This window comes from Nocardia abscessus, from assembly GCF_015477775.1.
Classification (GTDB): domain Bacteria; phylum Actinomycetota; class Actinomycetes; order Mycobacteriales; family Mycobacteriaceae; genus Nocardia; species Nocardia abscessus_A.
This window is the reverse complement of record NZ_JADLQO010000013.1, coordinates 71,679-95,000: the sequence shown is the minus strand read 5'-3', so window position 1 is coordinate 95,000 and position 23,322 is coordinate 71,679. Positions and strand designations below refer to the sequence as shown.

Sequence of the window (23,322 nt, the reverse complement as noted above, 5' to 3'; positions counted from 1 at the left end):
TTCGCGCGCACCTCGTGCGCGCGGACCCGTCCAGAGCGAACCTGACCGGCGGCCATTCTCAACCCGCGCGGTCCTCATCGACGCCGACCTCATGCTGGCGGTGTTCTACGGGCCGCTGGACCATGCCCGAAACCCGGGAGTGCGACGGTACCCCACACGACGGAGGCCACGGGATTCCGACAGGTAACAGCTGATGTTCGGTTCTCGCCAGCCGCTGAATACGCGAACGGCGTCACGACACAATACGCAGGCAATCTGTGCGTTATCGGAAGGAGGTGGCCTCCGCTGCCGACGGCGGCCCACCGGTCTTCGCCGATAGCTCGACCAACCCACTTTCGTGAGTCCGGGGCAGCGCTGTCCCGGACATCTCGGAATCCGGGTTAGCGCTGTGTAACTCAATCATGTGCGCTGGATTGAGGAAGCCGACCTAGAGACTGTCTAGCTGTGGCGCGGTCGACGCGGCATCTCGGACGGCGTACTTGTCGTGTCCGGACGGAAGCGCGATGGTTGACCGTATACCGGCATTCAACGACAAGAACTGCGCGATCGGGTGCATTGGCCGCGCAGGACGCCAAGTTGGGCTGTCACCTAAGACGTTGTCTCACGTCGACGTACTCCGTATCCGGTGTGTCGGGATCGGTTGTGTCGCAGGATGTTCGATCGTGGCAGACGAGTTGTCGAAGCGGCTGGTGCCCGACGAGTTGTGGGAGCTGGTGGAGCCGTTGCTGCCGGAGTTCGTCCCGCGCATGCAGGGTGGCGGTACCGCGCCGGTCGACCAGCGTGCGGTGTTCACCGCGGTGGTGTACGTGCTGACCAGCGGTTGTGCGTGGCGGATGCTGCCACCGTCGTTCGGGGTCACCGTGCCGACGGCGCATCGCCGGTTCACTGTGTGGACCGAGGCCGGTCTGTGGCGGCGCCTACACCGCGCCGTGCTCGATGAGCTGGGTAGCGACGGCTTGATCGACTGGTCGCGGGCGGTGATCGACGCGGCGTCGGTGCGAGCCAAAAAGGGGGCGACATGACCGGGCCGAGCCCGGTCGATCGTGGCAAGTCCGGCTCGAAACTGCACGTGCTGTCGGATCGGGCGGGAATTCCTCTGGCCGTGGGCATTTCGGCTGCCAACACCAACGATGCCGAGGCGCTGCGCCCGCTGATGCGGGCGATCCCGTCGGTCCGGTCGCGGCGCGGTCCGCGACGACGCAAGCCCGCCAAGTTGCACGCGGACAAGGCCTACGACACCGCAGAACTGCGCCGATGGGTCCACGACCGCGGCATCGGCATCCGTATCGCCTGCAGAGGTATCGAGTCCAGCCAGCGACTCGGCCGCCACCGTTGGGTGATCGAGCGGACGATCTCCTGGCTCACCGGCTACCACCGGCTCAACCTGCGTTACGAGCGCAAGGGCATCCACTTCTGCGCCTTCCTGACACTCGCCGCCGCGCTCACCTGCTTCAAGAAACTGACGAAAGCGAGGTCAGCGACATGAGACAACGTCTAATACTCCAGCATCACTTCGTGATGTAATCGGCGTCGTAGCTGGTAGTGGGCCTGTTTTGCCCGGTGCTGGTGGCGTCTGCGCCAGGTTGACCAGTGCAGTGCATTGGTGAGGTTCGGTGATGGTGTGGTCAGGTGTGCCAGGAGACGTCTGATCTCACCAAGTGTGAGTGGGATGAGTTCGCTGCCAATGCTTTTGGGGAGATAGCGGCTGTCACGGCGAGGTAGGTGTGGGCGAGCAGGGCGAGGGTGATGTGGCGGTACCAGGCGTCGTAGCGGCGGACCTGGTATTGGTCGAGCCCGACTTCTGTCTTGGCGGTCTGGAAGCAGTCCTCGACCGCCCAACGGGCACCCGCGACCTTGATGAGCTCGTCGTCACTGGTGCCGATCGGGGCGCCGCACAGGTAGTACGCGGTTTCGAGTTCGCCTTTGACGTTAGGAGTCAGTGACCGGCGGGCCAGCAGCCATCGTCGCCAGCCCGGCCCGGCCTCACTGACGGTGGGCACCGTGGCCACGGCCCAGTCGAACATCCGAGGGCCTTTCGCGCCGTCTGCGCAGCTACGGCGCTTCCATGCCTGCGGTGGCGCGTCGGCCACGATCTGGCCGGCGCGGCGGCTACCGGCCAGCGACATGACGACCGGCGCGTTACTGGGCACCGCCACCACATAACCGATCCGTCGCCGCTCGAGCCAGGTACGGAACTTCGAATCACCACCATAGGCCTCATCGGCGCTCACCCACCGCGCAGGCACCCCGGCATCCAACGCACGAGCCAGCATCCGCTGGGCCAGAACCTGTTTCGTCGCGAACTCGACATCCTCTGGCACCCCGGCATCGCGGCAGCGATCCCGATCGGCGATCCACGACTTGGGCAGATACAACTCCCGATCGATCAGCGTGCGCCCCTTCACGCTCGTATACGCGCAGAACACCCCGAGCTGACAATTCTCGATCCGGCCCGCAGTCCCCGAGTACTGCCGTTGCACCCCAGCCGATTTCACGCCCTTCTTCAGAAACCCGGTCTCATCGACCACCAGCACACCGTCGCGATCACCCAGATGCTCCACCGCATACGCCCGCGCGTCATCACGCACCCCATCGACATCCCACGCCGCCGCGTTCAGAAGACGCTGCATCCCGATCGGCGTGAACTCACCCGCGACTTCGGCCAATGTCCAGCCGTTCTTGCCCGCCAACGGCGCCAGCAACCCCCGCACATACGCCCGCGCCCGCCGCCGCGGCTCGGACCGCACGAACCGGCCCGCCACCCGCCCGAACAACTCCTCCAACCCCGCCGACCACGCCACCAAATCCTCATCAACCACCACGAAAACACAGGCTACCCAACAACATCACGAAGTGATGCTGGAGTACTAATACTCCAGCCGCACTTTGTTATGTTGCGCGGTAGCCTGTTTCGTTGTGTCGATCGATGAGGATCTGGCTGCGTGGGTGGCTGGGCTGGATGATCTGTTCGGGCGGGTGACGGGCCGGTTCTATCGGGCGGAGCCGCGGGCTCGGGCGCGGTTGTATGTGCGGGGACTGTTGGCGCCGTTGGCGGGTAAGAACGGCTGGACCTTGGCGGAAGCGGCTGGTGATACGACGCCGGACGGGATGCAGCGGCTGTTGAACAAGGCTGCGTGGGATGCCGATGGGGTGCGTGACGATCTGCGCGCCTACGCGGTCGAGCACCTGGGCGATCCGGACGGTGTTTTGGTTGTCGATGAGACCGGGTTCTTGAAGAAAGGCGTGAAATCCGCTGGGGTGCAACGTCAATACTCCGGCACGGCCGGACGTATCGAGAACTGCCAACTCGGTGTGTTCTGCGCCTACACCAGCAGCAGGGGGCGCACGCTGATTGATCGGGAACTGTATCTGCCGAAGTCGTGGACCGAGGATCGACAGCGCTGCCACGCGGCGGGCGTGCCGGACGAGGTTGCTTTCGCCACGAAGGCGACGCTGGCCAAACAGATGCTGGCGCGGGCGCTGGATGCCGGGGTGCCTGCGCGGTGGGTGACCGCGGATGAAGCCTATGGCGGTGACTACAAGTTCCGGTCCTGGCTGGAAGACCGGTGTATCGGGTATGTGGTCGCGGTCCCGCGCAGCCAGACCATCCCGATCACTGCGGGCTGCACGCGTGCCGATCATCTTGTCGCACAGGCACCTTCGCAAGCGTGGAAACGACTCAGCTGCGGTGCCGGGGCGAAAGGGCCGCGACTGTTCGACTGGGCGGTGGCCTCGCTGCCGACCTACCCATGGACGACGACCGCTGGGTGGAGCCGCTGGCTGCTGGCACGCCGCGCGCTCACCCCGAACAGCAAAGGCGAGCTCGAGATCGCCTACTACCTGTGCTGCGCACCGACCGGGACCAGCGACGACGAACTGATCCGGGTCGCCGGCGCCCGCTGGTCGATCGAGGACTGCTTCCAGACCGCCAAGACCGAAGTCGGCCTCGACCAGTACCAGGTCCGCCGCTACGACGCCTGGTACCGCCACATCACCCTGGCCATGCTCGCCCACACCTACCTCGCCGTTACCTCCGCTATCGCCCCAAAAGCATTGGCAGCGGCCTTATCTCGCTCACCCTCGGCGAAATCCGACGTCTACTGGCACACGTGATCACCCGCAATCTCGGCCAAGCCGCCATCTTGCAGTGGTCGATCTGGCGCCGACGCCACCAATACCGAGCCAGACAGGCCCACTACCAGCGGCGACGCCGATTACATAACAAAGTGCGGCTGGAGTACTAATACTGCAACGGCAGTCAGGTGAGTGGGTGTCCTCGGCGTCGGTAGTGGGATAGGCGGGCTTGGTGTTGTCGTCGGCGGCGCCAGTTCGACCATGCCCAGACACGGTGAGTGCAGCGGATGGCGGGTAGGAGCAGGGCGATGGTGAGGCGTCGGATCTCCGGTAGCGTGAGTGCGATCATGTCTTGATCGCTGTCACTGTTTCCCCTTTTGCGGCAACGGCTTTCGTCCCGGTGAGCCAGGCCAGCGCGAGCATGGACAGGGTGATGTGGGCATACCATGCCCGCCAGCTGCGGACCTGGTAGTGGTCCAGGCCGGCTTCGTTCTTGGCCTGCTGGAAACACTCCTCGATCCGCCACCGCGACCCCGCGATCCACGCCAGGTCCGCGATGGTGGACCGGCGCGGCCCGTAGCAGATGTAGTAGGCGATCTCGGCCGGATCACTGACCGAGCGTCGCGCCAGCAGCCAGTGCCCGCGCCCGGGTTGCCAGCCGATACGGATCGGGACTTTCGCCCAGTCGTAGTCACGCGGCCCGTGCGCGCCGGCACCGGCGGAGATCCGCTGCCAAGCCCGGGCCGGGAGCGCGGCGACGAGTTCGTCAGCGCGGGCCTGGCCGAAACCGGTCGTGATCAGGGTGTCGTTGCGGCGCGTGGCCAGCACGTGGGCGATGTCGTGGTGTTCGAGCCAAACCCGCAGGTATTTGACCTGGCCGTAGGCTTCATCTGCGGTGAACCAGCCAAACGGCATCTTCGCGGCCAGTGCCCGTTCCAGCATGGCCATCACCAGCCGCGGCTTGGTCGCGAACCCGACCTCCTCGGGGACACCGGCCGCGCGGCAGCGGTCGCGATCGTCGGTCCAGGACTGCGGCAGATACAACTCCCGATCCACCAGCGCGTGCCCGTGGCCGGAGGCATAGGCAAGGAACACCCCGATCTGGCAGTTCTCTGTCCGCCCCGCGGTGCCGGAGTACTGGCGTTGCACCCCCGCCGACCGCACCCCCTTCTTCAGGAACCCGGTGTCGTCGGCGATCAGCACCGCGTCCCGGTCGCCGAGCCGCTCGGCCACATACGAGCGCACGTCGTCGCGGACTCCGTCGATGTCCCAGTCCGCCCACCGCAGCAACCGCTGCATCCCGTCCGGGCTCACCTCACCAGCCCGCTCGGCCAGCGTCCACCCGTTCTTCCGCTCCAACCCCGCCACCAGCCCCGTCACATACTCCCGGGCCCGGCCCCGCGGCTCCGACCGCGTAAACCGGCCACCGATCCTCGCATGCAACGAATCCAACTCCGCTGCAACAACATCCACCACCACACCAGCAAGCTACCGAACCGACTGCCGTTGCAGTACTAAGGCTTTCGTATGCATGCTTCCCAGGATCCGGGGCGGGCGGTGATCTGCGCGCTCCTAACGGCGCGACTGGCCGTGGCCGCTGTGGCGCTGATCAACGAATTGCTCATTCGCACAGACGGAACCGGCGGCAAGGTCGGAAATATCGAAATTGTGGTTCACGGGGAGTTCGGTGTCGACGCAAGATCTGTCCCCTGGCCCCAGGCCCGGCAGGTCGCCGTGGAGGACGGGAGACTGCGCGTCGGCGCGGAGGGGCGCTGGCTGACGCTGACCAGTACCCCGGTGCGCAAGATCCCCAACTTCTACATGTTCCTGGCCTTGGCCCGCAATCTGGGCGCGGAGAATCGCGGGCCGGGCGGCGATCCAGCGCCGAGCCCGGCGCCGACTTCCTCCGAGATCGAACCAGACGGCTTCCGCGTGCTGCTCACCATAGTGAGGTGGGAATCCGTTTTCCACCAGGGTGCATATTTCGTGTCAACCGTGCCAGCAAATAGGCATGGACGAGGCCTTCGGCAGAGGGTGTCCAAAGCCGTTGTCTCACCGATGCACGCCTTGGTAAACGACGCCGTGGCATTGCTCGATCCGGCTTGTTGCGAGTGTGGAGGCGCTAGCCCGCCGCGTGCGGTGGCGGCCGGCAAGATCATCTGCGGACGAACAAAAAACGCGCACGACTGCCTGTTTCGGCGTGTCGTCCGCGTGTGTCGGTGTTGGTTGCTCGCCGACGCGATCGCGCTGGAGATCCTCACTTCGGGCTCTGCTTCCACGCGATCAGCCGAGTGTTGGTGTATCCACCGAAGCAGTCGATCGGTCTCACCACGAGCGCGTTCGGTGACTTCACCTCCACCCGGCGGTTTCTCGACCCCGCTGCTGCCGGACACGGCCGCCGCGCCGGTGACGGTCGCAAGCCCTGCTACGGCGCAGCGGCAGTGTAGTGCTCCACGAAGAAGGCCTTCCATGGTTCGGATGGCAGGCCTGGACAGTTGAGCACGCAACTTTGGGACTGCGGTATCACTCGCAACGTGCAGGTCTTCATCGGATGCCGGCAGTCGTAGAGGAAGAAGTCGGTTGCCACTGCGGCATCGGGTGGGGCATCGTCGTATCCGGTTGCCACGACGACGTGTGAGTCCAGAATCGACGTGGCAGCGACCAATCCGAACGGAATCGGCCTGCCTGTGCGCAACGCCGCGATCGTCGCGGCAATCTGTTGCGTCAACTGGGCGCTCGTCCAGAAGGTGTTTGGCTTCAGAAACTGGAGGACGTTGTGGGTGTCCGCCGGGATGGGTAACACCGAGATCGGGATCGGAAGTCCCGGTAGCGGGACGGCCAGCGGCGTGAACGGCGGGACCACGTTCAAACCGAGCGATGCAACGTGCCGCTCGAGGATCTGTCGGTACAGCGGCGTACTCGTGGGCGGAAGGCCGCCTGTCGCAGTGAAATTTTCGGTCGGGATCGGCTTACCGGCATTGAAGTAGTCGAGCGCGGCATACGACATTCCACCGCATAGCCCACTGAGCGTCGGCGGTTTGATGATGTTTCCGGGAACCGTGATCGGTGTGACGAAGCCGTTGGCAAATCTGAATCCATTATTGTCGGCGGTGAATGCGGTGAACTCGAGCGTCATGATCGTCTCCTGGTTGGGTCGGCATAGTGCGGCGTCAGGTGGGCAAGCTGAAGCTGATGCCGAGCGCCTGCTCGATGACGGAGATCGGCGTCATCAGTCCGAAGCGAATGGGATTTCCAGGCGCGTCGTAGCCGCCCGCGAAGTAGAGTCCGACGATTCTGTTGGCGCCATCGACGACGACGGAGCCCGAGTCACCCTCCTCACCGAAGACTGCCGACTGGGGAAAGTCGATCATCACCTGAACTTGATTTTTGAGTTCGCGAGCGATTGTCGGTTGAGCGGTGAGTGGATTGTTGACCGGCGGAAGATGCTTATAATCGACGTAGTAGGTGCCGAAAAGCTCTTCCGCACTGTCCGTGGTCACGATCCCATGTGTGACGCCCGTCGTTCGACCACGTTTGGTCACCGGCAGGCCGAGCGACACCGGTCTCGTGCCCGCCGTCAGACCGATATCGGTGATCGACGGGAGCGCGACCGTGGGTAGGTCGATGGAACAGATCGCCGCGTCCGCAATCCCCGAATACACGATCTCGGGAAACTCCCAGCTCAGCAACCTTCCGATGAGATCGTTCGGCACACGTCCGAAGGGTGTCGGTTCCGGCTGGATGATTTCGTCGCCGAAGTTTCGATCGCCGTCGTGGGCCAGGACGTGATGATTCGACAGTCCGATGACCATCGGCGGAAAGGTCGTTGTGGTGCGACCGATTGCCCCCAGCGTGCCGACGGGAAAGTTGCCGGTCGCCACGAAGCGTGCGGCGCCGACTGATACGCCGCCGACGACCGGGCGATGCGCACTCGTGTCGAACGCGGCCGTCGGTTCGAACGTCCGCTGAATCACCCGGATCGGCATATCGCCCCCGCCGATGACATCGTCGAGCACCGCGGGAATCGAGGAAGCATCGCGGACGAAGACCCGTACCGCGAGGTCATCCGGGTCGCGTGCCTCCTCGTCGGCAAATCCGATGTCGATGCCGGTGACCCCGTCGATGCCGGGGAGTGCAGGTTCGAGCGCCGCCCTGGCGGCGAGCAATTCCGGTGATGCTGGCATTTCCGCCTCCAATTGTCGAGTTCAGGTTCTTACGGCCACGCCTCGCTCTGGAGGATGTCGAACGCGTTCCGCTTGAGTTCTCCCCGCTGCCTGGGTTCTTCTCCCCACGGGTCCACCTGTGGTTGGATCCGTCGAACTAACGAGCGACCACTGGTCGACGGGCGCCGGTGAGCTTGAGTACACCCAGTCCCCACGGGCTGGGGATCAGGATCTCGGCGTGCCCGTCGCCGTCGAAGTCCGTTCGCTGCTTCGCGGTCATGGCCCCTCCTTCCGTCTGGATGAGTGGCTACCCAGCAGCGTAGGAACGGCAGGCCAGCACAGCGCGAGTAGCGGGCTACGTGAATCGGCCGCAGCGAGCTGAGGCAACAACTCACACTTCGGTCGCCTTCGCGCCGATGTATACGCGGTGCTCGATCGTCCGCGTCACGTCGGCTTTGACGATGATCGCTACCTCGAGACGGCCCAACCGGAATACCGGCAGTGCCGTGGCACCGAACGTGACCCGGTCGAGTACAAGTAGGACGAAGCCCTTGCCGACCATGCGCTCCGGTTGGAATCCATTTGTGCGGCGCCGTTCGTCTTGCCAAGCCAGGGCTGTTCGAGGCACGGTGTGCTCAGCCAGTGCTTATTGTGATCACCGCGACGAGGTCTGATGTGGGTGACGCGGCGTACAGCCTCAGGCCGTCTGGGCTGATTGCTAGCAAATCGACCCGACCGGCGGCGACCGGGATCTCATCGATGAGCTCTGATGTCTTGGCAGAGAACACAAGCACCGACTTGCCGTCGGGCGCGCTGGCCCCATAAATCCTGCTGCCGTCCGGGCTGACGGTGAATGAAGTGAACGGCCGAGCGGTCTTGACAGCAGCGGTGACGACAGCGGTTTGGACCGTGGGTGTAACCGTCAGTCCTGAAATGTCGATCACCGAGATCGAATCGGCCGGGGCCATGATGTCCTCGTCGGGCGAATGCGCGACAAACACGCGCCCATCCGAACTCACCGCAAGAAATGCGGGCCGCTCCAATGCGATGACCCCGCGCAGTTTTTCATCGACGCCGAAATCGTGGATCCAAAGCTGAGAATCACGCAAGCCCGAGACGATGCACCAGCCGTCCGGAGTGGTGGCCAGACATTGGGGCCCGTTGGGATCTGTCCCGGCGTGCGTTTCTGCGAGGCTATGTCCGTTCGATGTGTCGACTTTAGCGAGCCAACCAGTGCTTCCGTCGAGCGTGAACACGTGCCCGCTATCGCGGCCGGCCGCGACATCGCGCGCCGGGACGCGCGCGATGAGGGTTTCGGTGACTGATTCGGCGGCGGTATCTAGAATGCGAATGCTGCGGAAACTCTGTCCATGCTGTTCCGAAAAAGCGTCCACCGTCGCGTACAGTCGTGCTCCGTCCCGGCTGACTGCTATGCCATGGACGCCTCTCGGGGACAGTCGACCTCCACCGACCTGAATAACTCTTTGGTCGATGTTTCTCAGTCCGTGGGGTGAAATCTGGTCCGCCATCACTTCTTCTCCCTCGCGCTCCCGTTTCGGCGTGGTGGGTGATGCTGATGAAGAAAGGCAACTCTGACCTGCGATACTTCGACTGTTTCTGGTCTAATTCGGTTGAGAAGCATCATTTGCTGGGAAGCCGTACGTTCAGCGTATGCAAGATTCGCGGCAAATGTCGCAGATTCGTAAACCATGCTCATGACTGTCCGACAACGCGATGCGCTCCCATCGCCCTTCGATGCCGAGCTGCTGACGGTAGCCAACTTCATCTCTCCGTCCACACCGCGGCCCTGCGCATTCCCCGGCCAGCGCCCCGCTACAACCCCCACCTACCAGCGCTCGAGGACTTGGACATATGGTTATGCCTGACCATCGAGCACGGCTACCGATTCCGTCACGGGCCCGTGCCGACGGTGGACTACCACGGGGTGTCAGGGCAGGCTGGCGTGTGCGGCAGCACGATGGAGGACACTGCGGCGCGGCGCTGGCAGGGTTGGGCACGCTGGTCGAGCGGATCCGGGCACGCTTGCCCCGCGCCCACGGCCCGAATACACCGTCGACGCGCCTTCCTCACCCTTCGGCGGGCGGAGTTGCGCGCTGCTCAGGGTGCAGGGCAAGGGAGTTCGGCAGATCGTGCAGGTGTTGGGCGGCAGCCCGTCGACCATCTCGCGGGAGTTGCGGCGCAACGCAGCGACGCGGGGAGGAAAGCTCGATTACCGCGCCTCGGTTGCGCAGTGGAAGGCTGAACTGTTCGCAGACGCCCGAAGACAGCGAAACTCGTTGATAACCAACAACTTCGGGAATATGTCCAGCATCGACTATCGGGGCGAATCGCCGACGCGAACGGCAGGATCGCTGCTGGCCCGGCGATCGGAACATGGACCGGCCGGAACAAGCCGCACCGCGCGGACCGGCAATGGGTGCAGGCGTGGAGCCCTGAGCAGATCTCACGGCGGCTGCGGATCGACTTCCCCGATGACAAGTCGATGCGGATCAGCCACGAAGCCATCTACCAGGCACTGTATATCGAAGGACGGGGTGCTCTGGACCGAGAACTGATCTTGAATCTGCGGACCGGCCGGTCACTGCGGATGCCGCGGGCCCGCGCCAAGCGTGTGGCCTGCGCCCACGTCACTCCCGACGTGCTGATCGGCGAGCGCTCGTCCGAGGCCGACGATCGCGTGATCCCGGGCCATTGGGAAGGCGGCCTGATCATCGGGACCGACCGGTCGGCAATCGGCACCCTCGTCGAGCGGACCACCCGGTTCACGGTTCTGGTCCGCCTGCCCCTTCCGCATCTGGGGATGCTTTTCGATCAGCAACTCGGCACGAGAGTGGCGGCGAAATCGGCCCTCGAAGAACATCGCGGTGCAGAGCATCGCAGAGGTGTGCGGCGGCTGCGTTAACGTTGCTCGGTGCCGTATCGGCCCATGGTGCCCGAATCGCGAAAGTCGCGCTTACAGTGCGATGTGATCCGCATAGACCAGCCGCTGGGTGGTAGTCAGCGTCTACATTGCCGACACGTACCCATGCGCGATACCGACCTGCCCAGCCAGGGCTGGTGGTCTATCTGTTCCTAGCGTGCCGGTGGAATGGCATCCGGGAGGATTCTCGCTCAATGGATGAGCGCGATTTCCAGGCACTGCGTGGCTGTTGCAGCCGGGCGTTGATGGGGCACCCATCGTGGAATCACCAAGCGATTCGTGGAACTAGGGATTACCGGCCCAGGCCCCGACGACAGAACCAAACACGAGAGGGTTGTCGCAGCCATCCAGGATGACGAGTTGGACCTCAACTTGTCTGACTCTACCGAGCGGCCTTGGTACGAGGTCGCGGTGTTGTCGCATCGGGGGCGGCAATGGCTCAAGCCGGTTGTAGCATCGTTGGACGACATCGCGGCGCCCGGTAAAGTGGTCCGGTCGAAGGCCGGTGGGCGACAACCGGCACTACCCGGCGGCGACGTCCCAGGTTGGGCTGGGACGTCGCGCCGCGGCACTCGGCCCGGGTCCGCCACCTGATGCCGTCGATCAGCTGCCGCTTCGTCCACATCGTCGGACGTCCCGCTGAGGCTACGGTTCTTCGACGCCCTCGTCATTCTCGCCGAGGGCCGACCCTGCCTGCCCGCACAACGTGACCAGCTACCAATCGAGTAGCCCGGTACTCGCGAAAAGCTCGACACCCGAAAATATGGTGGATTTCAAGCAGGCCCCTTCGACCTCCTGGACCGACTATGAGTCTCGGCAATCCTCGCTTCGCGAACGGCAGCGTCCTTGAGTCGTGTGCGGCCGGCACTCGCGTCATGGGTCGCGGTGACAACGGCATCTCTGTCCGCCGTGTCCAGTGGGCCCTGATCGACCTCGGATTCGATCTGCCGAAATTCGGCGCCGACGGATCGTTCGGTGACGAAACCGCCACCGCTGTCTCGGCGTTCAAACAGTCGCGAGGCATCGAGCCCTCAGACGGCAAGGTCGGTGTGAAGACCATGGCCCGCCTCGATATCGAACCGCTGCCCAGCCTCGACGATCAGCAACTCCACTATTCGGACCGAAAGTCCTTTTACACCAATCGAGCGCTGGCCAAGGCCAACGACGCTGCTCATGTCGAGTGGGAACCCACGCTCGGCTGGGCCGCGAACCGTCCGCGGATCATCGACCTCTACGGCTACTACCGCGATCTCTACGTCACCGCCCCACTTGAGCTGCTCTGGGCCGGGTTGGGGCGCATGGCCGGAGGTGCGGTCGTCGGTGGTCTCGACACAGATCCTGGCGTCATCGAGCAATCGATCATGGTGCGGATCGGCCGCGACATCTTCTTCGACCTCGCTTGGCTCCACGAGGCGTATCTCGACCATCCGACCGAGGCGATCAAACTCGGTCATCTCCACGATCGGTTCGCCGAGTACACCGCCTATCTCGGTGGCATCCCGCAATTTCTCCGCGGATTCCCGACACGTTCATACGGCGCCGCGTGGAACAAGATCACGACCGGGCTGGTTGTGGAAGGTAACCAGGAACTTCTCGAGAACGAGCAACGCACCGTCATTCAACCCCACTACGACGTGCTCATGACGATGTTCTTCGCGGGCCTACCGACACCGTTCACCAACAACATCCACCCCTACCACCGGGCCTTTGTCGTCGATCTCCCCGGCGCCGACATCCTGGTCTTCGTGGATAGATGGCGGTGGATCACCCTGCCCAATGGCATGCTCCAGCGCTGGGGCGACATCGGCGTCGACGAACGGCTTCGGTTGGCGACATTGCCAATGGACGACATCATCGCCGGCCGATTCGGCACACCAGGACGGCCGGACCTCCTACCGCCCGGAGGGCCCTGACGTGAACGGCCAGCCATCCGACCAGGTGGACACATACGTGATGTCGGCAACCCATATACGGTTCGGCGCCGGCGGCGTGAACTTCCGCTGCACCAGGTCCGCGGGCCGGTCAGCGGCCGGATCCGGGATCGTGGTGCGTGTGACGCGGCCTCGCGACACCCCGCGCAGGCCGAGCTCACGCATCAGCCTCTCGACCGTGCAGCGGGCCACTCGGTGGCCTTCCCGGTTCAACTGCAGCCACACTTTCCGGGCGCCGTAGACACCGAAGTTCTCGCGATGCACGCGCTGGACTTCCAGTTTCAGGTTCTCCTCACGCACCTGACGCTTGGTCGGGACTCGCTTGCAATGTTCGTAATATGTCGAGGGGGCGAGGTTTACGCCGAGCTCGGTCGGAAGTGACACCTGAGCGGGCGCCCTCGTCGACCTCGGCCTGACGCACCCACGTCCGGACCGTTTCCGGATGCGTCACTCCCAGCAGTTCCGCGACCGCCCGCATCGCGGCCCACTCCGACGGGTGCTGGTCACGGACCTCCACAAACATCCGCACCGCCCGCTCACGCAACTCGGCCGGATACTTCTTCCTCGACGACACGACTCCATCCTCTCCAAGAGATCAAAGTCTCCGGACATGCCGGGGCGATTCACACTATGAACCGAATACTGACAGTCTCCCTGAAATGTACACTCGGGCCACGGTGCAAACAGCGTCTTTGTGCGAGCACACTCGTCATCGACGCCGAGTGTGGGCGTTTGCCGAATCGGTGAGTAACGATTTGCAATGAAGCTCGCCAGAGCGGCGGGCGAAAGAGTGAGGAGGCGATTCATGGCCGTGCTGAACTCACCGCGATTCCACGGGAGCGTCACGATCGAGCAACAGAATGAGGTGATGGGATGCACGGTGGCAGCGGTCTCCGGGACTGCGGTCGTCGGCGATGCCAGTGCCAGGGTTGGATATGCTTCGCGACAGGTGTACCGATCGGCTCCCGTCCGAGGGTGTGCCCGGTTCGTCACTGCCTAAAGGTGTTCTGTCGGTAACGTTACGAGGTGATGAGCACGAAACGAAGAGGTTCCTCGCCAGATCAGTCATTCGAATTGTATGCAAACCACAGTCAATTGGTCGCCAGTGCAGAAGGGGAGCAATAACGAATGGAGTCAACATGACCAGGCTTGAGCAGCGCTACAACGAACTGGTGGCGAGCGGTTGGGGACCAGGTGTCGACCTGCCCTTTCTTAACGTCCCGACCGGAGATGGTGTCGGTACGTGGTTCACCTGGACAACAACTGGCGGCGTCAACGTCGCCCTCTACGACAGCCCTGACACTGAGCCTTTCGAGGTGCACGGGGTCATTCTGCTGACTTATCAGGCTCAGGAAGGTCCGTTGGGAATCCTCGGGTACCCCACTTCAGATGAATACGACCACGTCGTCGGACCGACAGTTGTGGGACGGGTCAGCGACTTCGAACGAGGGGCTATCTTCTGGTCGAGCGCCGACGGCCAGACCGCAGTCTTCGAATTTCTCGGTGGTGCTGACCCCGAGCATGAGTTCGAGGAGGTGGATTGACCGATGCCGCCGCCAGGATTCCTCCCAATGACCTGGAGTGAATGGAACCCTATAGATGCCCCGCCGCTTCCGTTCGATGCCTTAACGAGGTTCAATCATTCCTTCTTCTTCAGCGAGAAGTGGATCACAGCGCAGTTCAACGCTTCCAGCTCCTGGGTGCGTAGATCGTTTCTAGCTTCTGCACCACAGAGCGCACAAGACCAGCTGCTGCGGCACGAGCAGTACCACCTCCTACTCGTGGGCGCCATCGCGGCACAGGCAATCACAGCGATGCGGAGTGGCGGCACGCCGCCACGGACGGCGTGGCAGCAGTATAAGGACGCGGTCGACAGGGAAACCAAACGGTACGACAAGGAAACCGACCACGGGAGGAAGAGGACAGCACAGCAGGTATGGGAGTCCAACATCGACAACCAGAACGTCGTATTCCCCTGACGAACCGCTCCGGTCACAGCGGGTTAATCGAAGATGCACACCACACTCGCAAACCGGCCAGACTGAGTATGACGAGCGCTCTTGGTGCAGCCGGGTCTACCGTCTGCAGGCAACAACCGAAATTGATACGACCTGACCAAGGGGTGAGTGAACCGTCCCTGGCCTGCCCCCGATGAATGAGACCGATTGGTTCTAACCTCAATCTTTCGCCGGGTGGCCAGCCTGGCTTGATTGGGTTCGGATTGGTTTCCGGCTGCTGATCAGCGGCCGGTGGGCAACACAGGTTAATACTGCAACTGCACTCGTGTGGTTCGGTGCTGGTAGACCTGTCGTGTGGTGTTGGATCGGGCTGCGGCGAGCTGGATTCGTTGATGGGGAGGATCCGGGAGCGGTTCACCCGGGCGGAGCCGCGGGGGCGGGCGCGTGAGTATGTGTCGGGCCTGCTGGCGGGTCTGGAACGCAAGAACGGCTGGACGCTCGCGGAGCGTGCTGATGAGGGCTGTCCGGACGGGATGCAGCGGCTGCTGCGGGCCGCTGACTGGGACGTCGACGGGGTGCGTGACGATGTGCGCGACTACATGGTCGAGCATCTCGGCGACCCTGAGGCCGTGCTGGCCGGTGATGAGACCGGGTTCCTGAAGAAAGGCATCAAATCCGCAGGGGTGCAACGCCAATACTCTGGCACGGCCGGGCGTACAGAGTCCTGTTGGCCCTGATGAGGGTCGGAAGGGACACTGAGGGACATGGCAGGACGCAAGCGGCATTCCGCGGAGGAGATCGTGCGGAAGCTGCGCCGTGCCGACGAGCTGGCCGCGGAGGGCCGCTCGGGTGAGGAGATCGCCGCCGAGTTGGAGGTCTCGGCGGCCACGCTGTACAACTGGCGCCGCCAGTACGGCGGGATGGACACCGACGCGGCGAAAGAGCTCAAGGAGCTGCGGGAGCAGAACGCGCGGTTGAAGCGGTTGTTGGCCGATGCCGAGCTGGAGAAGGACGCGCTGCGGGAGATCGCCAAGGGAAAATGGTGAGCCCGGCCGCTCGCCGCCGCGTCGTGGACATGCTGAAAGACGGTTTCGGTATGTCGGAACGCTTCGCGTGCAGGGTGGTTGGGCTTTCGCGTTCGACCTATCGCCGTGTGCCGGTGGCGGCCACACCGGCCGATCCGGATGCTGGTGTGCGGGCCTGGCTGCGCGGCTACGCCACGAAACATCCGTGTCACGGGTTCCGCCGTGCCTGGGCGGCGTTGCGGTTCGACGAGGGCCACGCGGTGAACAAGAAACGGGTGCATCGGCTGTGGCGGGAGGAGGGCCTGCAGGTGCGTGAGCATCACCCACGCAAACGCGCGGGTGTTTCGTCGATGTGGCCGGTCGATGCCGATGCGCCGAAGGTTGTGTGGGCGTTGGACTTCCAGTTCGACTCCACCGTCGATGGGCGGGTGGTGAAGATCGCGTCGATGGTCGACGAGCACACCCGCGAGTCGCTGCTGCACCTGGTGGAGCGGTCGATCACCGCCGATCGGCTCGTCACCGAGCTGGAGAAGGTGTTCGCGGCCCGTGGCGCACCGAAGGTGCTGCGGCTCGACAACGGACCGGAGATGATTTCGGTAGCGCTGCAACGATTCTGCTCGAACCGGGTCGGAATGGTCTACATTCCACCGGGCACGCCGTGGAACAACGGCTTCGTCGAATCGTTCAACCGGCGGCTGCGCACCGAATGCCTGAACCGCAACCACTGGACCAGCCTGCTCGAGGCCCGCGTAGTGATCGGCGACTTCAAAGACGAACACAACCGAGCCCATCGCCACTCGGCGCTGGGGTATCTCACGCCCGCCGAATACGCTTCCCGCTGCACCCACCGCCACCACCCGGTGGCCTGCACCATCAACTGAAACTGGATCGACAACAACCCGGACTCAAAGACCGGGTGGTCCCGTCATCGGGGACCGGTCAGTCGCCGCCGGGCTGCTCAAGGACGAGGTGAGATCTGGGGAAGTTCGCCTAGCGGCGGAACTACACTTATGCCCAGGGAAGTTACTAGACATAGGTTGCGGTTCTGGCCGACTTCACGATCATCTCCAGCGCCCGCAACTCATCGGTATCGATTACGCACGGAAGCAACTTGCCAGCTATCGACACCGCGTGCCTGCGGCAAAGCCGGTGTAGCACTGCTACGAAATTGCCATTCGCCGCCAATGCATTCGACGTTGTGCTACTGATCTATCACTTGATTGAGTCGATTCTCCCGGCCGCAGCACGTGAGTCCGCGCTTCTCGAAGCCGCCCGCGTCCTGAACCCCGCAGGTAGCCTGTTCCTCACTCGCCATCAAACGCGTGCGGTACAAATTGTGGCAGCAAGTGATCGACCGCGTTACCGGAAAGGTCGGCAATTTCGGCGATTTGCACGGAAAGGGCCTCAGTCGAGCAGGCGGAAACAATCTACTAGGATTCGCGATGCACATCCTCTCCTCTCGGGAAATGCGTCAACTGGCTCGGACAGCCGGCCTGGCACGGGTAGGTATGTGGGATTTTGATACCGGCAATCGTCAGCGCTGGACCAGTCGTGCAATCGTAGAGAAATACCGAGTCCAGTAAATTCAATGACAATCCAGTGTGCGATGCTCGCAATTCATGATAAATCTTTTGGCAACGCACCGTTGGTACGCCTATTCGCAACCTCGGATGCAGCCAATATCCCTGGGAGTTCGAAATGGCCACAAGGCATAATACCCGAAGCCTTCACTTTCGACGCAAATTTATAGCAAACACGCGGCGTTCTAGTTGTGGCACTCGCTGCTGGCTAACTCGAAAAATCCCGGATTTTGAACACGCCTCAGTGGCCAACATAAGTGAAGGCGGCCCAAATGCGTGGGGTCGTTCATAAGCGTGGCGCGCGGACCGAACGGCGAAAGCCACTCGGCAAAATTAGTTTTTACGACGTATTGCCTGCAGCCGATTCCAACCGAGGATCAACGCAACGCGATGTCGAGTACGTCGCCGAGCCGACAGTGATCCACACGCCCGCTCCTTGAGTGGCCGAACGGTCGGCTTGCCACCTCACTGCCGCATGCCACCGGCGCACCGGACACCGGCGTCTCATCTTCTCCAGCTTCGACTGGACTCGGGGGTTGCTGAGTGTGGCTGCGCTGCGCGGTGGGAACCGCCTTGGTTTGGGCGTGTCGTCGACGTAGCAGCCAGCCGGTTATTCGGCCCTGAACTCGGCATAAAAAGGAGTGCTCCCCTGGGGGGATGCACTCTCCTTCTGCACCATAAGCGCGCGTGGAGGGACAACTTCTGTCAAGTCCTACACCGTGGTGCGGCCTTCCTGCCACGCCCGGTGTCGGCGGCCACGGATCTCGTATGTTTGCGGGCCAACCTCTTCAGAATTGCTGAGGACGATCGGAAGCCAATCGCCGGGCCACTTCGTTTCGCTGTTCCATCGAACGCCATCAAGGATGACGCCCCTCAGGTCAAGAGCACTTAAATCGCTTGCGCCGAATTCACTGGCCGCCGAGTCGAGCACATTGGAAACCCTGATCAGCTCTTGGATAGTGATAATCCAGTAACCCATGCCCATCGAAACCTGAATAGTACCACTTTCATACTCAAATGCGCGCAATTTTTGAAGCCCCGCGAACAGACGATAAAATGCTCTATCGCCTGGATGGAAGAGGCCACCCATTACCTCTCGGAGACGGTGAATCTTTGCATTCAAGGATGCGACTTCAATCGCCTCGACGTCTGAGCTACCCAGCATTATAGTGTCGAACGATTGGAGGTGATTACATACCTCAGTCAACATTCCTACCAAGCTGAGTATTTCCATTCTTCCCGTCATGCGCACTTGGCCGCTGACGTTCTTGAAATTTTCGGCAGCCCATACAGCGGGCGACATTTGTACGAAATGCGCTGCCGAGAGGTTTACTCCCAACATACCCGCGATCACACGTCTAACAAGGGAAGTTTCCTTGACTTTGGGAGGTATGAGATAGTAAGTCATATAATCGCCGACGCCGATGATCTGAAACAATGCACGGCGGACTCGGGAATTGTGCCTCATCCTCGCCCACCTTCTCCCGTAGCGGGCTCGCCTTCTACCACGAATGAAACGGTTCCCGACTCGGTCACGCGCTGGGCAATTTGTGGAAATTGACCGAGTTGGCTCAACACGGATGGCGCTGCGAAACCCAACGCTACCGCAGCGAACGCCCCGCTGATCTCACCGCTCAGCCCAAACAAGCCCGCAGATATAGAGCCAAGCGCGGCCCGGAAAATGAGCATCCATACGTGAGCGTGGACATCGATATACGCCCGGAAGGGCGCAGGCTTGGCCTTCAGCCTTCCTGCCGGCGTCCGGCGCGCAGCCTGCCATACCGCGACGCATCTGAAGATCACTAGCGCTTCGACAAGAGTCCCACCAGCGGCGCCAAGCGCGGCGAACTCCGACCAATGCACCAGCCGACCTCCGTCTTCGAACGACTGAATCCCTAGTGGCTAATGATGCCCAACGACGGCGTGTCGCACGGAGGAACTACGCGATTGACTGGGGCCGCCGCGGCCGCCGCGGGTGCTGGACGTGTACCGCAAGAACGTCACCGAGCCGGTAGAACTTGGTTTCACCGTCTCGGTCAACTTCTTGAAGTCCTTTCTTCGTCAGGTAACGCACTCGGTCGCGGTTGAGTCCCTTGCCGACGTCGCCGAGCTTGGCCGCGAGCTTCTCGACTTGATATGCGGTAACGACCTTGTTGTTGGCCGCCCGCAACCGTGCTTGGTCGATGACGATGTCGTCGTCCAGCGGCAAATCCATCACGATCTCGCATTGGGTCCCCGCGGCCTTGATGTCGTCGAGCGCGGTCTCGGACCCCTCGGTCATCGCCAGCGATACAACGTGCCGGTCGAGCCAGCGAGCCGCGCGGCGAGTGTCCCTGATGCGCGGTGGGGTGAGCGCCCGTTGTTCGGCGACCAGTTTCACCCAGCCGATCAGTTCGATGTACAGCGCTTCGGCGGCGAGGTACGCGCCGATGTGCATCGGTAGCTGGGGTTCCTGCCGGCATCGGGGAGCGCCCAGGCCGGACTTGACGACGGCTTGGCGCGTCTCGGTGATGGCGAGCTCGTTGATGAGCGCGGGTATCCGGCGCAGCAGGGCGATGAGCTGCTTCATTTCGGCGCGGGACAGGTACAGTTGATCGACGTCGGCGGCCATGTGCCTATGCCTCCCAGGTGATTTCGAGCCACAGTGCGCCGGTCTCGCCGCGCTCGGTGGAGTGAATGACCGGTTCGGGGGTGGAGACGTGCGGTGTGGACTCGTCGGGCACGAACCCATAGCCTGCGTGCACGTTGAACCCGCGCTTGGTCTTGACGACCTTCTGCGGCGTCAGTCCGTCGACTACCGCATTCAGAGTCGGCGCGAGGCTCACGCTGTCGCGCGGCTTGTTGTCCCGTGGCCGGTAGTGCAGCGTGATCGTGGCGTAGCCGACTCCCTTCGGCAGGCGAGCTTCGCGGGCGAGAGTGACCACGTCGCCGCGGATGACCGCAATCTTACGGGCCTTCGCCATCCGTGCACCTCGGCTGGCGCCGCTGTCGTTCATCGACAACGGCGGGCTTGGTCAGGGCAGGCCGAGGATCCGCTTCAGCCATCTCGATCGGCTCTTTCGATGGCGGCCCGGGCCCGCTCACTCAGGTTGTTCGGGTTGTAGCCGGTGCCTTCGGAGTGCTCGCGGCGTGGCCGATACAGGGGGCATGGGACCTGCACATCAGCCTCTTCGGGAGTGAGCCAGCCCCCCTTGCGGCAGTTGTGCGGCAGGTGTCCGGTTCGATCGGTTCGCCGGTGCGGTCGAGGGTCACACAGCCTGGACCAAGCCGTCGCCGTGGACATGCCGCCGCTCCCGCGCACCGAGGCGAGCGTGGTATGCGTCAGCGGCCGGGTAGGTGTTCACCCCATGCGGGGTGCGGTGCTCCCACGCGTACTCGATGCAGACGACATCCCCTGGGGTGCGACCAGGAATTCGGCGGCGATCATGTCAGCGACGTATTCGGCATGCTCGCCCTCGTGGATAAATTCCAGGCCGAGGCACGCGCGGCAACCGACGCTGATACGTGCTGTGCGCTCATGCTCGGAAAACAGGCGCGCCAACACTTGCCGGGTGTCACTCATAGCGACGTCTCGTCCGCGAGTTACCGCTCCTGCCCACGAGGGCGCTGATGGCATCACGCACGAGCCCGAGCAGGCCGGGCCGGTGCAGACGCGTCAGCGGCTCTTCGAGCGGTGACGGGCAGTCGTCGCGGCGCCCGCCCCGCGGCTGAGTTGCCAGTCGACGAGGTCGTCGATCTCGTCGCCGGCGGTCTGGTCAGGCATGGGTGTGCTCCTCGCTATCGGGCACCGGCCCGGCACTGGCTGGTCCGCGCGCGGGCGTTCGGGGGTGTCGGTGGGTTCTGGTATGGCCGAGCCGCGTTCGGCGCGCTGCGCGGCTTTCTCGGCGAGCACGGCGCGGACGGCTGCCGAGCCGCGGCGGGCGCGCTCGGCGGTGCCGGGGTCGTGGTCGCAGACACGGCCGCCGATGTAGCCGCCGGTCTCGGCGCAGCCGAGGGGGCATGCCTCGATGGCGCGTACTCGGTCCTCGGCGGCCTGGCGGGCGGCGGCTGACTCGATCGCGGCTGCGGTGCGGCGCCGTTCGTCGTCGGCGCGCTCGCGGTCGGTCTGCCATCGGTTGTGTGCTTGCCGGAGTTCCGCACGCCGACGGCGTCAGCGCTGAGCCGGAAAACGCACCGGCGAACATGCTGGTCATACCACGCAACATGTTCGCAGTCAAAGACATTGAGGACCTCGCTCGCTTGCGTACCCACGGCGCCGAACTGATCGGCGCGCTCAAGCAATACGAGGACAGCCATCGGCTCTGTTACGTCCGCGACCCCGAAAGCATCATCGTGGCATTGGCCGAGCAGCTCAGCTGAGGGCGCCGGCCAGCCGCCCACCGCCTCGCCGGCGTCAATGGTCGTCCACTGGATGTGGTTCGAACACCGAGGCAGAATCCGCCGCCGAGACCAACGAAGTCAAGCGGGCCACGCCCTGCGGAGCGGTCCATTCCTAGCGTTTCCGCAGGTCGATCTCTGTGGTTAGCGCATGTGTCCCCCTCCGGACACCAGTGCTAACCCCACAGGGGGTGGCACCAACGATTGCGAGTTGCTGTTGGTGCTGGTAGCACACTTCTAAGGCCAAGGCTCGGTACAACCGGGCCTTATCGGCAGGATCTCCCGCAGCGAGCACTGCGCGGATGTCACCCAGCGAGTCGATCAACTTTCGGATCTCGTTTTCGGTGAGCCGATTGATCTTGGGCAGACTCTTCAACTCGGCTTGAGCTGCCGCTTTGTCTGCCTGTGCCGCGTTCATGGCTGTGACGAGGGCTTGCGGATCGACTCCGGCCTCGATGGCGGCGAGGTGGCGCGCGAGTCCGGCATCAGCAGAGTCTTGACCACCGCGTCACCAATGTCCTGAGAGACCGCCATCTGCCGGTCAAGAAGTGGGCACCGATAGTCCGAACCCTCGACCCACGCATCATCACCGACCCCTACTGGCCCACCCTCGCCTCAGAACTAGAGACCGCACACGAAACCGGAATCGACAACCGGTCTTCGGTCGTCGAGTGCCACGGGCGAGCTCGCGGCTGACGGTCGAGGCGGACCTTCCGATGGACCTGGCGATCGCTCGCACGCTCTCGCCGGCCGCTCGGCGACAAGCGATCTCTTCCCGCTCGGCGAACGACAGTCGGGCCGGGCGAGTCGATCGCTCACACCATTGTGGCGGCATCACTCCGCCAGCCTCGCGGAACCACCGCCAGCCGACCGTCTTCGACACATCAACCGACGCGGCCGCGGTGTCGATGATCTCGCCCTCACGGATCCATGCCCAGAACGAACGCTGAACCTCGACCGATATCGCGGGACGTCCCAACATGAACCCCCACGTCATGAAGGGTGTTGCGTTGACCTCTTGAACCTAGGCCGCCTTGAAATGCATCTACCTGGCCGTCATGGCCCTCGACCCCACCGGAACCGGGCGACAACGCTGGAACACCAGATGGAAAGCCGCGCTGAACGCCTTCGACATCACCTTGGAAGGCCGACTCTCAGCCGCACGGACCTAACCAAAACACCCCTGGTTACACCGTTCTCTGGACAGACCCTTCAATGGTGGACAACTGGGTCGCCTTGGCCATGCCCCTGCGGCCGGGCACCAGCCCCCCGC

The 23,322-nt window shown here is 63.3% G+C and carries 20 protein-coding genes and 6 pseudogenes; 13 read left to right on the top strand and 13 right to left on the bottom strand.

Going from position 1 to position 23,322, the window contains the following annotated elements; all coding sequences use genetic code 11:
• The first annotated feature begins 662 nt into the window (after window positions 1-662).
• Window positions 663-1,486, top strand: a protein-coding gene (locus IU450_RS28035; RefSeq protein ID WP_324197859.1) for an IS5 family transposase whose coding sequence is annotated in 2 segments (ribosomal slippage) — window positions 663-1,010 and window positions 1,013-1,486 — 822 coding nt in all. Because the reading frame shifts where the segments join, the coding sequence is not laid out codon by codon here.
• On the opposite strand, the pseudogene IU450_RS28030 reads toward IU450_RS28035, so the two are convergent.
• A pseudogene (locus tag IU450_RS28030) lies at window positions 1,475-2,819 on the bottom strand (IS701 family transposase). The gene IU450_RS28035 and the pseudogene IU450_RS28030 sit on opposite strands and share 12 nt — an antisense overlap.
• Before the next feature lie 103 nt (window positions 2,820-2,922).
• Here IU450_RS28030 and IU450_RS28025 point away from each other — a divergent pair.
• Window positions 2,923-4,244 (top strand): annotated as a pseudogene (locus IU450_RS28025) (IS701 family transposase).
• 175 nt (window positions 4,245-4,419) lie between these two features.
• Here IU450_RS28025 and IU450_RS28020 read toward each other — a convergent pair.
• Window positions 4,420-5,553 (bottom strand): IS701 family transposase, encoded by a 1,134-nt coding sequence (locus IU450_RS28020; RefSeq protein WP_195152737.1) that lies wholly within the window; start codon window positions 5,551-5,553, stop codon window positions 4,420-4,422.
• Window positions 5,554-5,601: 48 nt separating this feature from the next.
• Here IU450_RS28020 and IU450_RS41395 point away from each other — a divergent pair, with 48 nt between their 5' ends.
• Window positions 5,602-6,573: a DUF6585 family protein gene (locus IU450_RS41395; RefSeq protein ID WP_416382912.1), complete on the top strand. Its 972-nt coding sequence runs from the start codon at window positions 5,602-5,604 to the stop codon at window positions 6,571-6,573.
• Here the strand turns inward: IU450_RS41395 and IU450_RS28015 are convergent.
• The 5 genes from IU450_RS28015 to IU450_RS28000 all read right to left on the bottom strand — a co-directional run bounded on the left by IU450_RS28015 (window position 6,500) and on the right by IU450_RS28000 (window position 9,631).
• Window positions 6,500-7,210: a hypothetical protein gene (locus tag IU450_RS28015; protein ID WP_195152736.1), complete on the bottom strand. Its 711-nt coding sequence runs from the start codon at window positions 7,208-7,210 to the stop codon at window positions 6,500-6,502. The genes IU450_RS41395 and IU450_RS28015 overlap by 74 nt on opposite strands.
• A 34-nt stretch (window positions 7,211-7,244) precedes the next feature.
• Window positions 7,245-8,258 carry a hypothetical protein gene (locus IU450_RS28010; RefSeq protein ID WP_195152735.1) on the bottom strand — a complete coding sequence of 338 codons (1,014 nt, stop codon included), beginning with the start codon at window positions 8,256-8,258 and terminating at the stop codon, window positions 7,245-7,247.
• 136 nt (window positions 8,259-8,394) lie between these two features.
• Window positions 8,395-8,517, bottom strand: a complete 123-nt coding sequence (locus tag IU450_RS40660) for a hypothetical protein (RefSeq protein WP_267470624.1) — start codon at window positions 8,515-8,517, stop codon at window positions 8,395-8,397.
• A gap of 111 nt (window positions 8,518-8,628) precedes the next feature.
• The gene (locus tag IU450_RS28005; protein ID WP_195152734.1) at window positions 8,629-8,799 is read right to left on the bottom strand and encodes a hypothetical protein; all 171 of its coding nucleotides are present in this window, start codon (window positions 8,797-8,799) and stop codon (window positions 8,629-8,631) included.
• Window positions 8,800-8,872: 73 nt separating this feature from the next.
• Window positions 8,873-9,631: a WD40 repeat domain-containing protein gene (locus IU450_RS28000; RefSeq protein ID WP_195152733.1), complete on the bottom strand. Its 759-nt coding sequence runs from the start codon at window positions 9,629-9,631 to the stop codon at window positions 8,873-8,875.
• A 717-nt stretch (window positions 9,632-10,348) separates the two neighbouring features.
• Here IU450_RS28000 and IU450_RS27995 point away from each other — a divergent pair.
• Window positions 10,349-11,043 (top strand): annotated as a pseudogene (locus IU450_RS27995) (IS30 family transposase); the annotation flags it as partial.
• A 1,010-nt stretch (window positions 11,044-12,053) separates the two neighbouring features.
• Window positions 12,054-13,091: a peptidoglycan-binding domain-containing protein gene (locus IU450_RS27990; protein WP_195152732.1), complete on the top strand. Its 1,038-nt coding sequence runs from the start codon at window positions 12,054-12,056 to the stop codon at window positions 13,089-13,091.
• 18 nt (window positions 13,092-13,109) lie between these two features.
• On the opposite strand, the pseudogene IU450_RS40140 reads toward IU450_RS27990, so the two are convergent.
• Window positions 13,110-13,632: pseudogene (locus IU450_RS40140) on the bottom strand (IS3 family transposase); the annotation flags it as partial.
• Window positions 13,633-14,248: 616 nt separating this feature from the next.
• On the opposite strand from IU450_RS40140, the gene IU450_RS40135 reads away from it, so the two are divergent.
• The 5 genes and pseudogenes from IU450_RS40135 (at window position 14,249) to IU450_RS41390 (ending at window position 17,614) form a co-directional block, all read left to right on the top strand.
• Window positions 14,249-14,653 (top strand): LGFP repeat-containing protein, encoded by a 405-nt coding sequence (locus IU450_RS40135; RefSeq protein WP_228835243.1) that lies wholly within the window; start codon window positions 14,249-14,251, stop codon window positions 14,651-14,653.
• A 27-nt stretch (window positions 14,654-14,680) separates the two neighbouring features.
• A complete protein-coding gene (locus IU450_RS27975) occupies window positions 14,681-15,088 on the top strand; it encodes a hypothetical protein (protein ID WP_195152729.1) in 408 nt (135 codons plus the stop codon).
• Window positions 15,089-15,421: 333 nt separating this feature from the next.
• A pseudogene (locus IU450_RS27970) lies at window positions 15,422-15,795 on the top strand (transposase); the annotation flags it as partial.
• A 36-nt stretch (window positions 15,796-15,831) separates the two neighbouring features.
• Window positions 15,832-16,973, top strand: a protein-coding gene (locus IU450_RS27965; protein ID WP_195152728.1) for an IS3 family transposase whose coding sequence is annotated in 2 segments (ribosomal slippage) — window positions 15,832-16,099 and window positions 16,099-16,973 — 1,143 coding nt in all. Because the reading frame shifts where the segments join, the coding sequence is not laid out codon by codon here.
• A 230-nt stretch (window positions 16,974-17,203) separates the two neighbouring features.
• On the top strand, window positions 17,204-17,614 hold the full coding sequence (locus IU450_RS41390) for a methyltransferase domain-containing protein (RefSeq protein ID WP_416382911.1): 411 nt from the start codon (window positions 17,204-17,206) through the stop codon (window positions 17,612-17,614).
• Between the two features lie 770 nt (window positions 17,615-18,384).
• On the opposite strand, the gene IU450_RS27955 is transcribed toward IU450_RS41390, so the two are convergent.
• The 4 genes from IU450_RS27955 to IU450_RS27940 all read right to left on the bottom strand — a co-directional run bounded on the left by IU450_RS27955 (window position 18,385) and on the right by IU450_RS27940 (window position 21,234).
• Window positions 18,385-19,140, bottom strand: a complete 756-nt coding sequence (locus IU450_RS27955) for a hypothetical protein (protein WP_195152726.1) — start codon at window positions 19,138-19,140, stop codon at window positions 18,385-18,387.
• Between the two features lie 471 nt (window positions 19,141-19,611).
• A complete protein-coding gene (locus IU450_RS40130; protein ID WP_228835242.1) occupies window positions 19,612-20,283 on the bottom strand; it encodes a hypothetical protein in 672 nt (223 codons plus the stop codon).
• Between the two features lie 4 nt (window positions 20,284-20,287).
• Entirely contained in the window at window positions 20,288-20,635 is a 348-nt protein-coding gene (locus IU450_RS27945; RefSeq protein ID WP_195152725.1) for a hypothetical protein, read from the bottom strand.
• Between the two features lie 377 nt (window positions 20,636-21,012).
• Window positions 21,013-21,234 carry a hypothetical protein gene (locus tag IU450_RS27940; RefSeq protein WP_195152724.1) on the bottom strand — a complete coding sequence of 74 codons (222 nt, stop codon included), beginning with the start codon at window positions 21,232-21,234 and terminating at the stop codon, window positions 21,013-21,015.
• A 111-nt stretch (window positions 21,235-21,345) separates the two neighbouring features.
• On the opposite strand from IU450_RS27940, the gene IU450_RS27935 reads away from it, so the two are divergent.
• Both IU450_RS27935 and IU450_RS27930 read left to right on the top strand, forming a co-directional pair.
• Entirely contained in the window at window positions 21,346-21,723 is a 378-nt protein-coding gene (locus tag IU450_RS27935) for a hypothetical protein (RefSeq protein WP_195152723.1), read from the top strand.
• A 68-nt stretch (window positions 21,724-21,791) separates the two neighbouring features.
• The gene (locus IU450_RS27930; RefSeq protein WP_195152722.1) at window positions 21,792-22,031 is read left to right on the top strand and encodes a hypothetical protein; all 240 of its coding nucleotides are present in this window, start codon (window positions 21,792-21,794) and stop codon (window positions 22,029-22,031) included.
• Between the two features lie 604 nt (window positions 22,032-22,635).
• Here IU450_RS27930 and IU450_RS41385 read toward each other — a convergent pair.
• Window positions 22,636-22,884: a helix-turn-helix domain-containing protein gene (locus IU450_RS41385; protein WP_416382915.1), complete on the bottom strand. Its 249-nt coding sequence runs from the start codon at window positions 22,882-22,884 to the stop codon at window positions 22,636-22,638.
• 193 nt (window positions 22,885-23,077) lie between these two features.
• Here IU450_RS41385 and IU450_RS40120 point away from each other — a divergent pair.
• Window positions 23,078-23,221 (top strand): annotated as a pseudogene (locus tag IU450_RS40120) (IS256 family transposase); the annotation flags it as partial.
• Window positions 23,222-23,322: the final 101 nt, after the last annotated feature.

What these genes read in the sequence shown, in the direction of transcription:
- IU450_RS41395 (WP_416382912.1), top strand. Translation starts at nt 5,602, where the DNA reads ATGCATGCTTCCCAGGATCCGGGGCGGGCGGTGATCTGCGCGCTCCTA.
- IU450_RS28015 (WP_195152736.1), bottom strand. Translation starts at nt 7,210, where the DNA reads ATGACGCTCGAGTTCACCGCATTCACCGCCGACAATAATGGATTCAGA.
- IU450_RS28010 (WP_195152735.1), bottom strand. Translation starts at nt 8,258, where the DNA reads ATGCCAGCATCACCGGAATTGCTCGCCGCCAGGGCGGCGCTCGAACCT.
- IU450_RS40660 (WP_267470624.1), bottom strand. Translation starts at nt 8,517, where the DNA reads ATGACCGCGAAGCAGCGAACGGACTTCGACGGCGACGGGCACGCCGAG.
- IU450_RS28005 (WP_195152734.1), bottom strand. Translation starts at nt 8,799, where the DNA reads ATGGTCGGCAAGGGCTTCGTCCTACTTGTACTCGACCGGGTCACGTTC.
- IU450_RS27990 (WP_195152732.1), top strand. Translation starts at nt 12,054, where the DNA reads ATGGGTCGCGGTGACAACGGCATCTCTGTCCGCCGTGTCCAGTGGGCC.
- IU450_RS40135 (WP_228835243.1), top strand. Translation starts at nt 14,249, where the DNA reads ATGACCAGGCTTGAGCAGCGCTACAACGAACTGGTGGCGAGCGGTTGG.
- IU450_RS27975 (WP_195152729.1), top strand. Translation starts at nt 14,681, where the DNA reads ATGACCTGGAGTGAATGGAACCCTATAGATGCCCCGCCGCTTCCGTTC.
- IU450_RS27955 (WP_195152726.1), bottom strand. Translation starts at nt 19,140, where the DNA reads ATGAGGCACAATTCCCGAGTCCGCCGTGCATTGTTTCAGATCATCGGC.
- IU450_RS40130 (WP_228835242.1), bottom strand. Translation starts at nt 20,283, where the DNA reads ATGGCCGCCGACGTCGATCAACTGTACCTGTCCCGCGCCGAAATGAAG.
- IU450_RS27945 (WP_195152725.1), bottom strand. Translation starts at nt 20,635, where the DNA reads ATGGCGAAGGCCCGTAAGATTGCGGTCATCCGCGGCGACGTGGTCACT.
- IU450_RS27940 (WP_195152724.1), bottom strand. Translation starts at nt 21,234, where the DNA reads ATGAGTGACACCCGGCAAGTGTTGGCGCGCCTGTTTTCCGAGCATGAG.
- IU450_RS41385 (WP_416382915.1), bottom strand. Translation starts at nt 22,884, where the DNA reads ATGCCGCCACAATGGTGTGAGCGATCGACTCGCCCGGCCCGACTGTCG.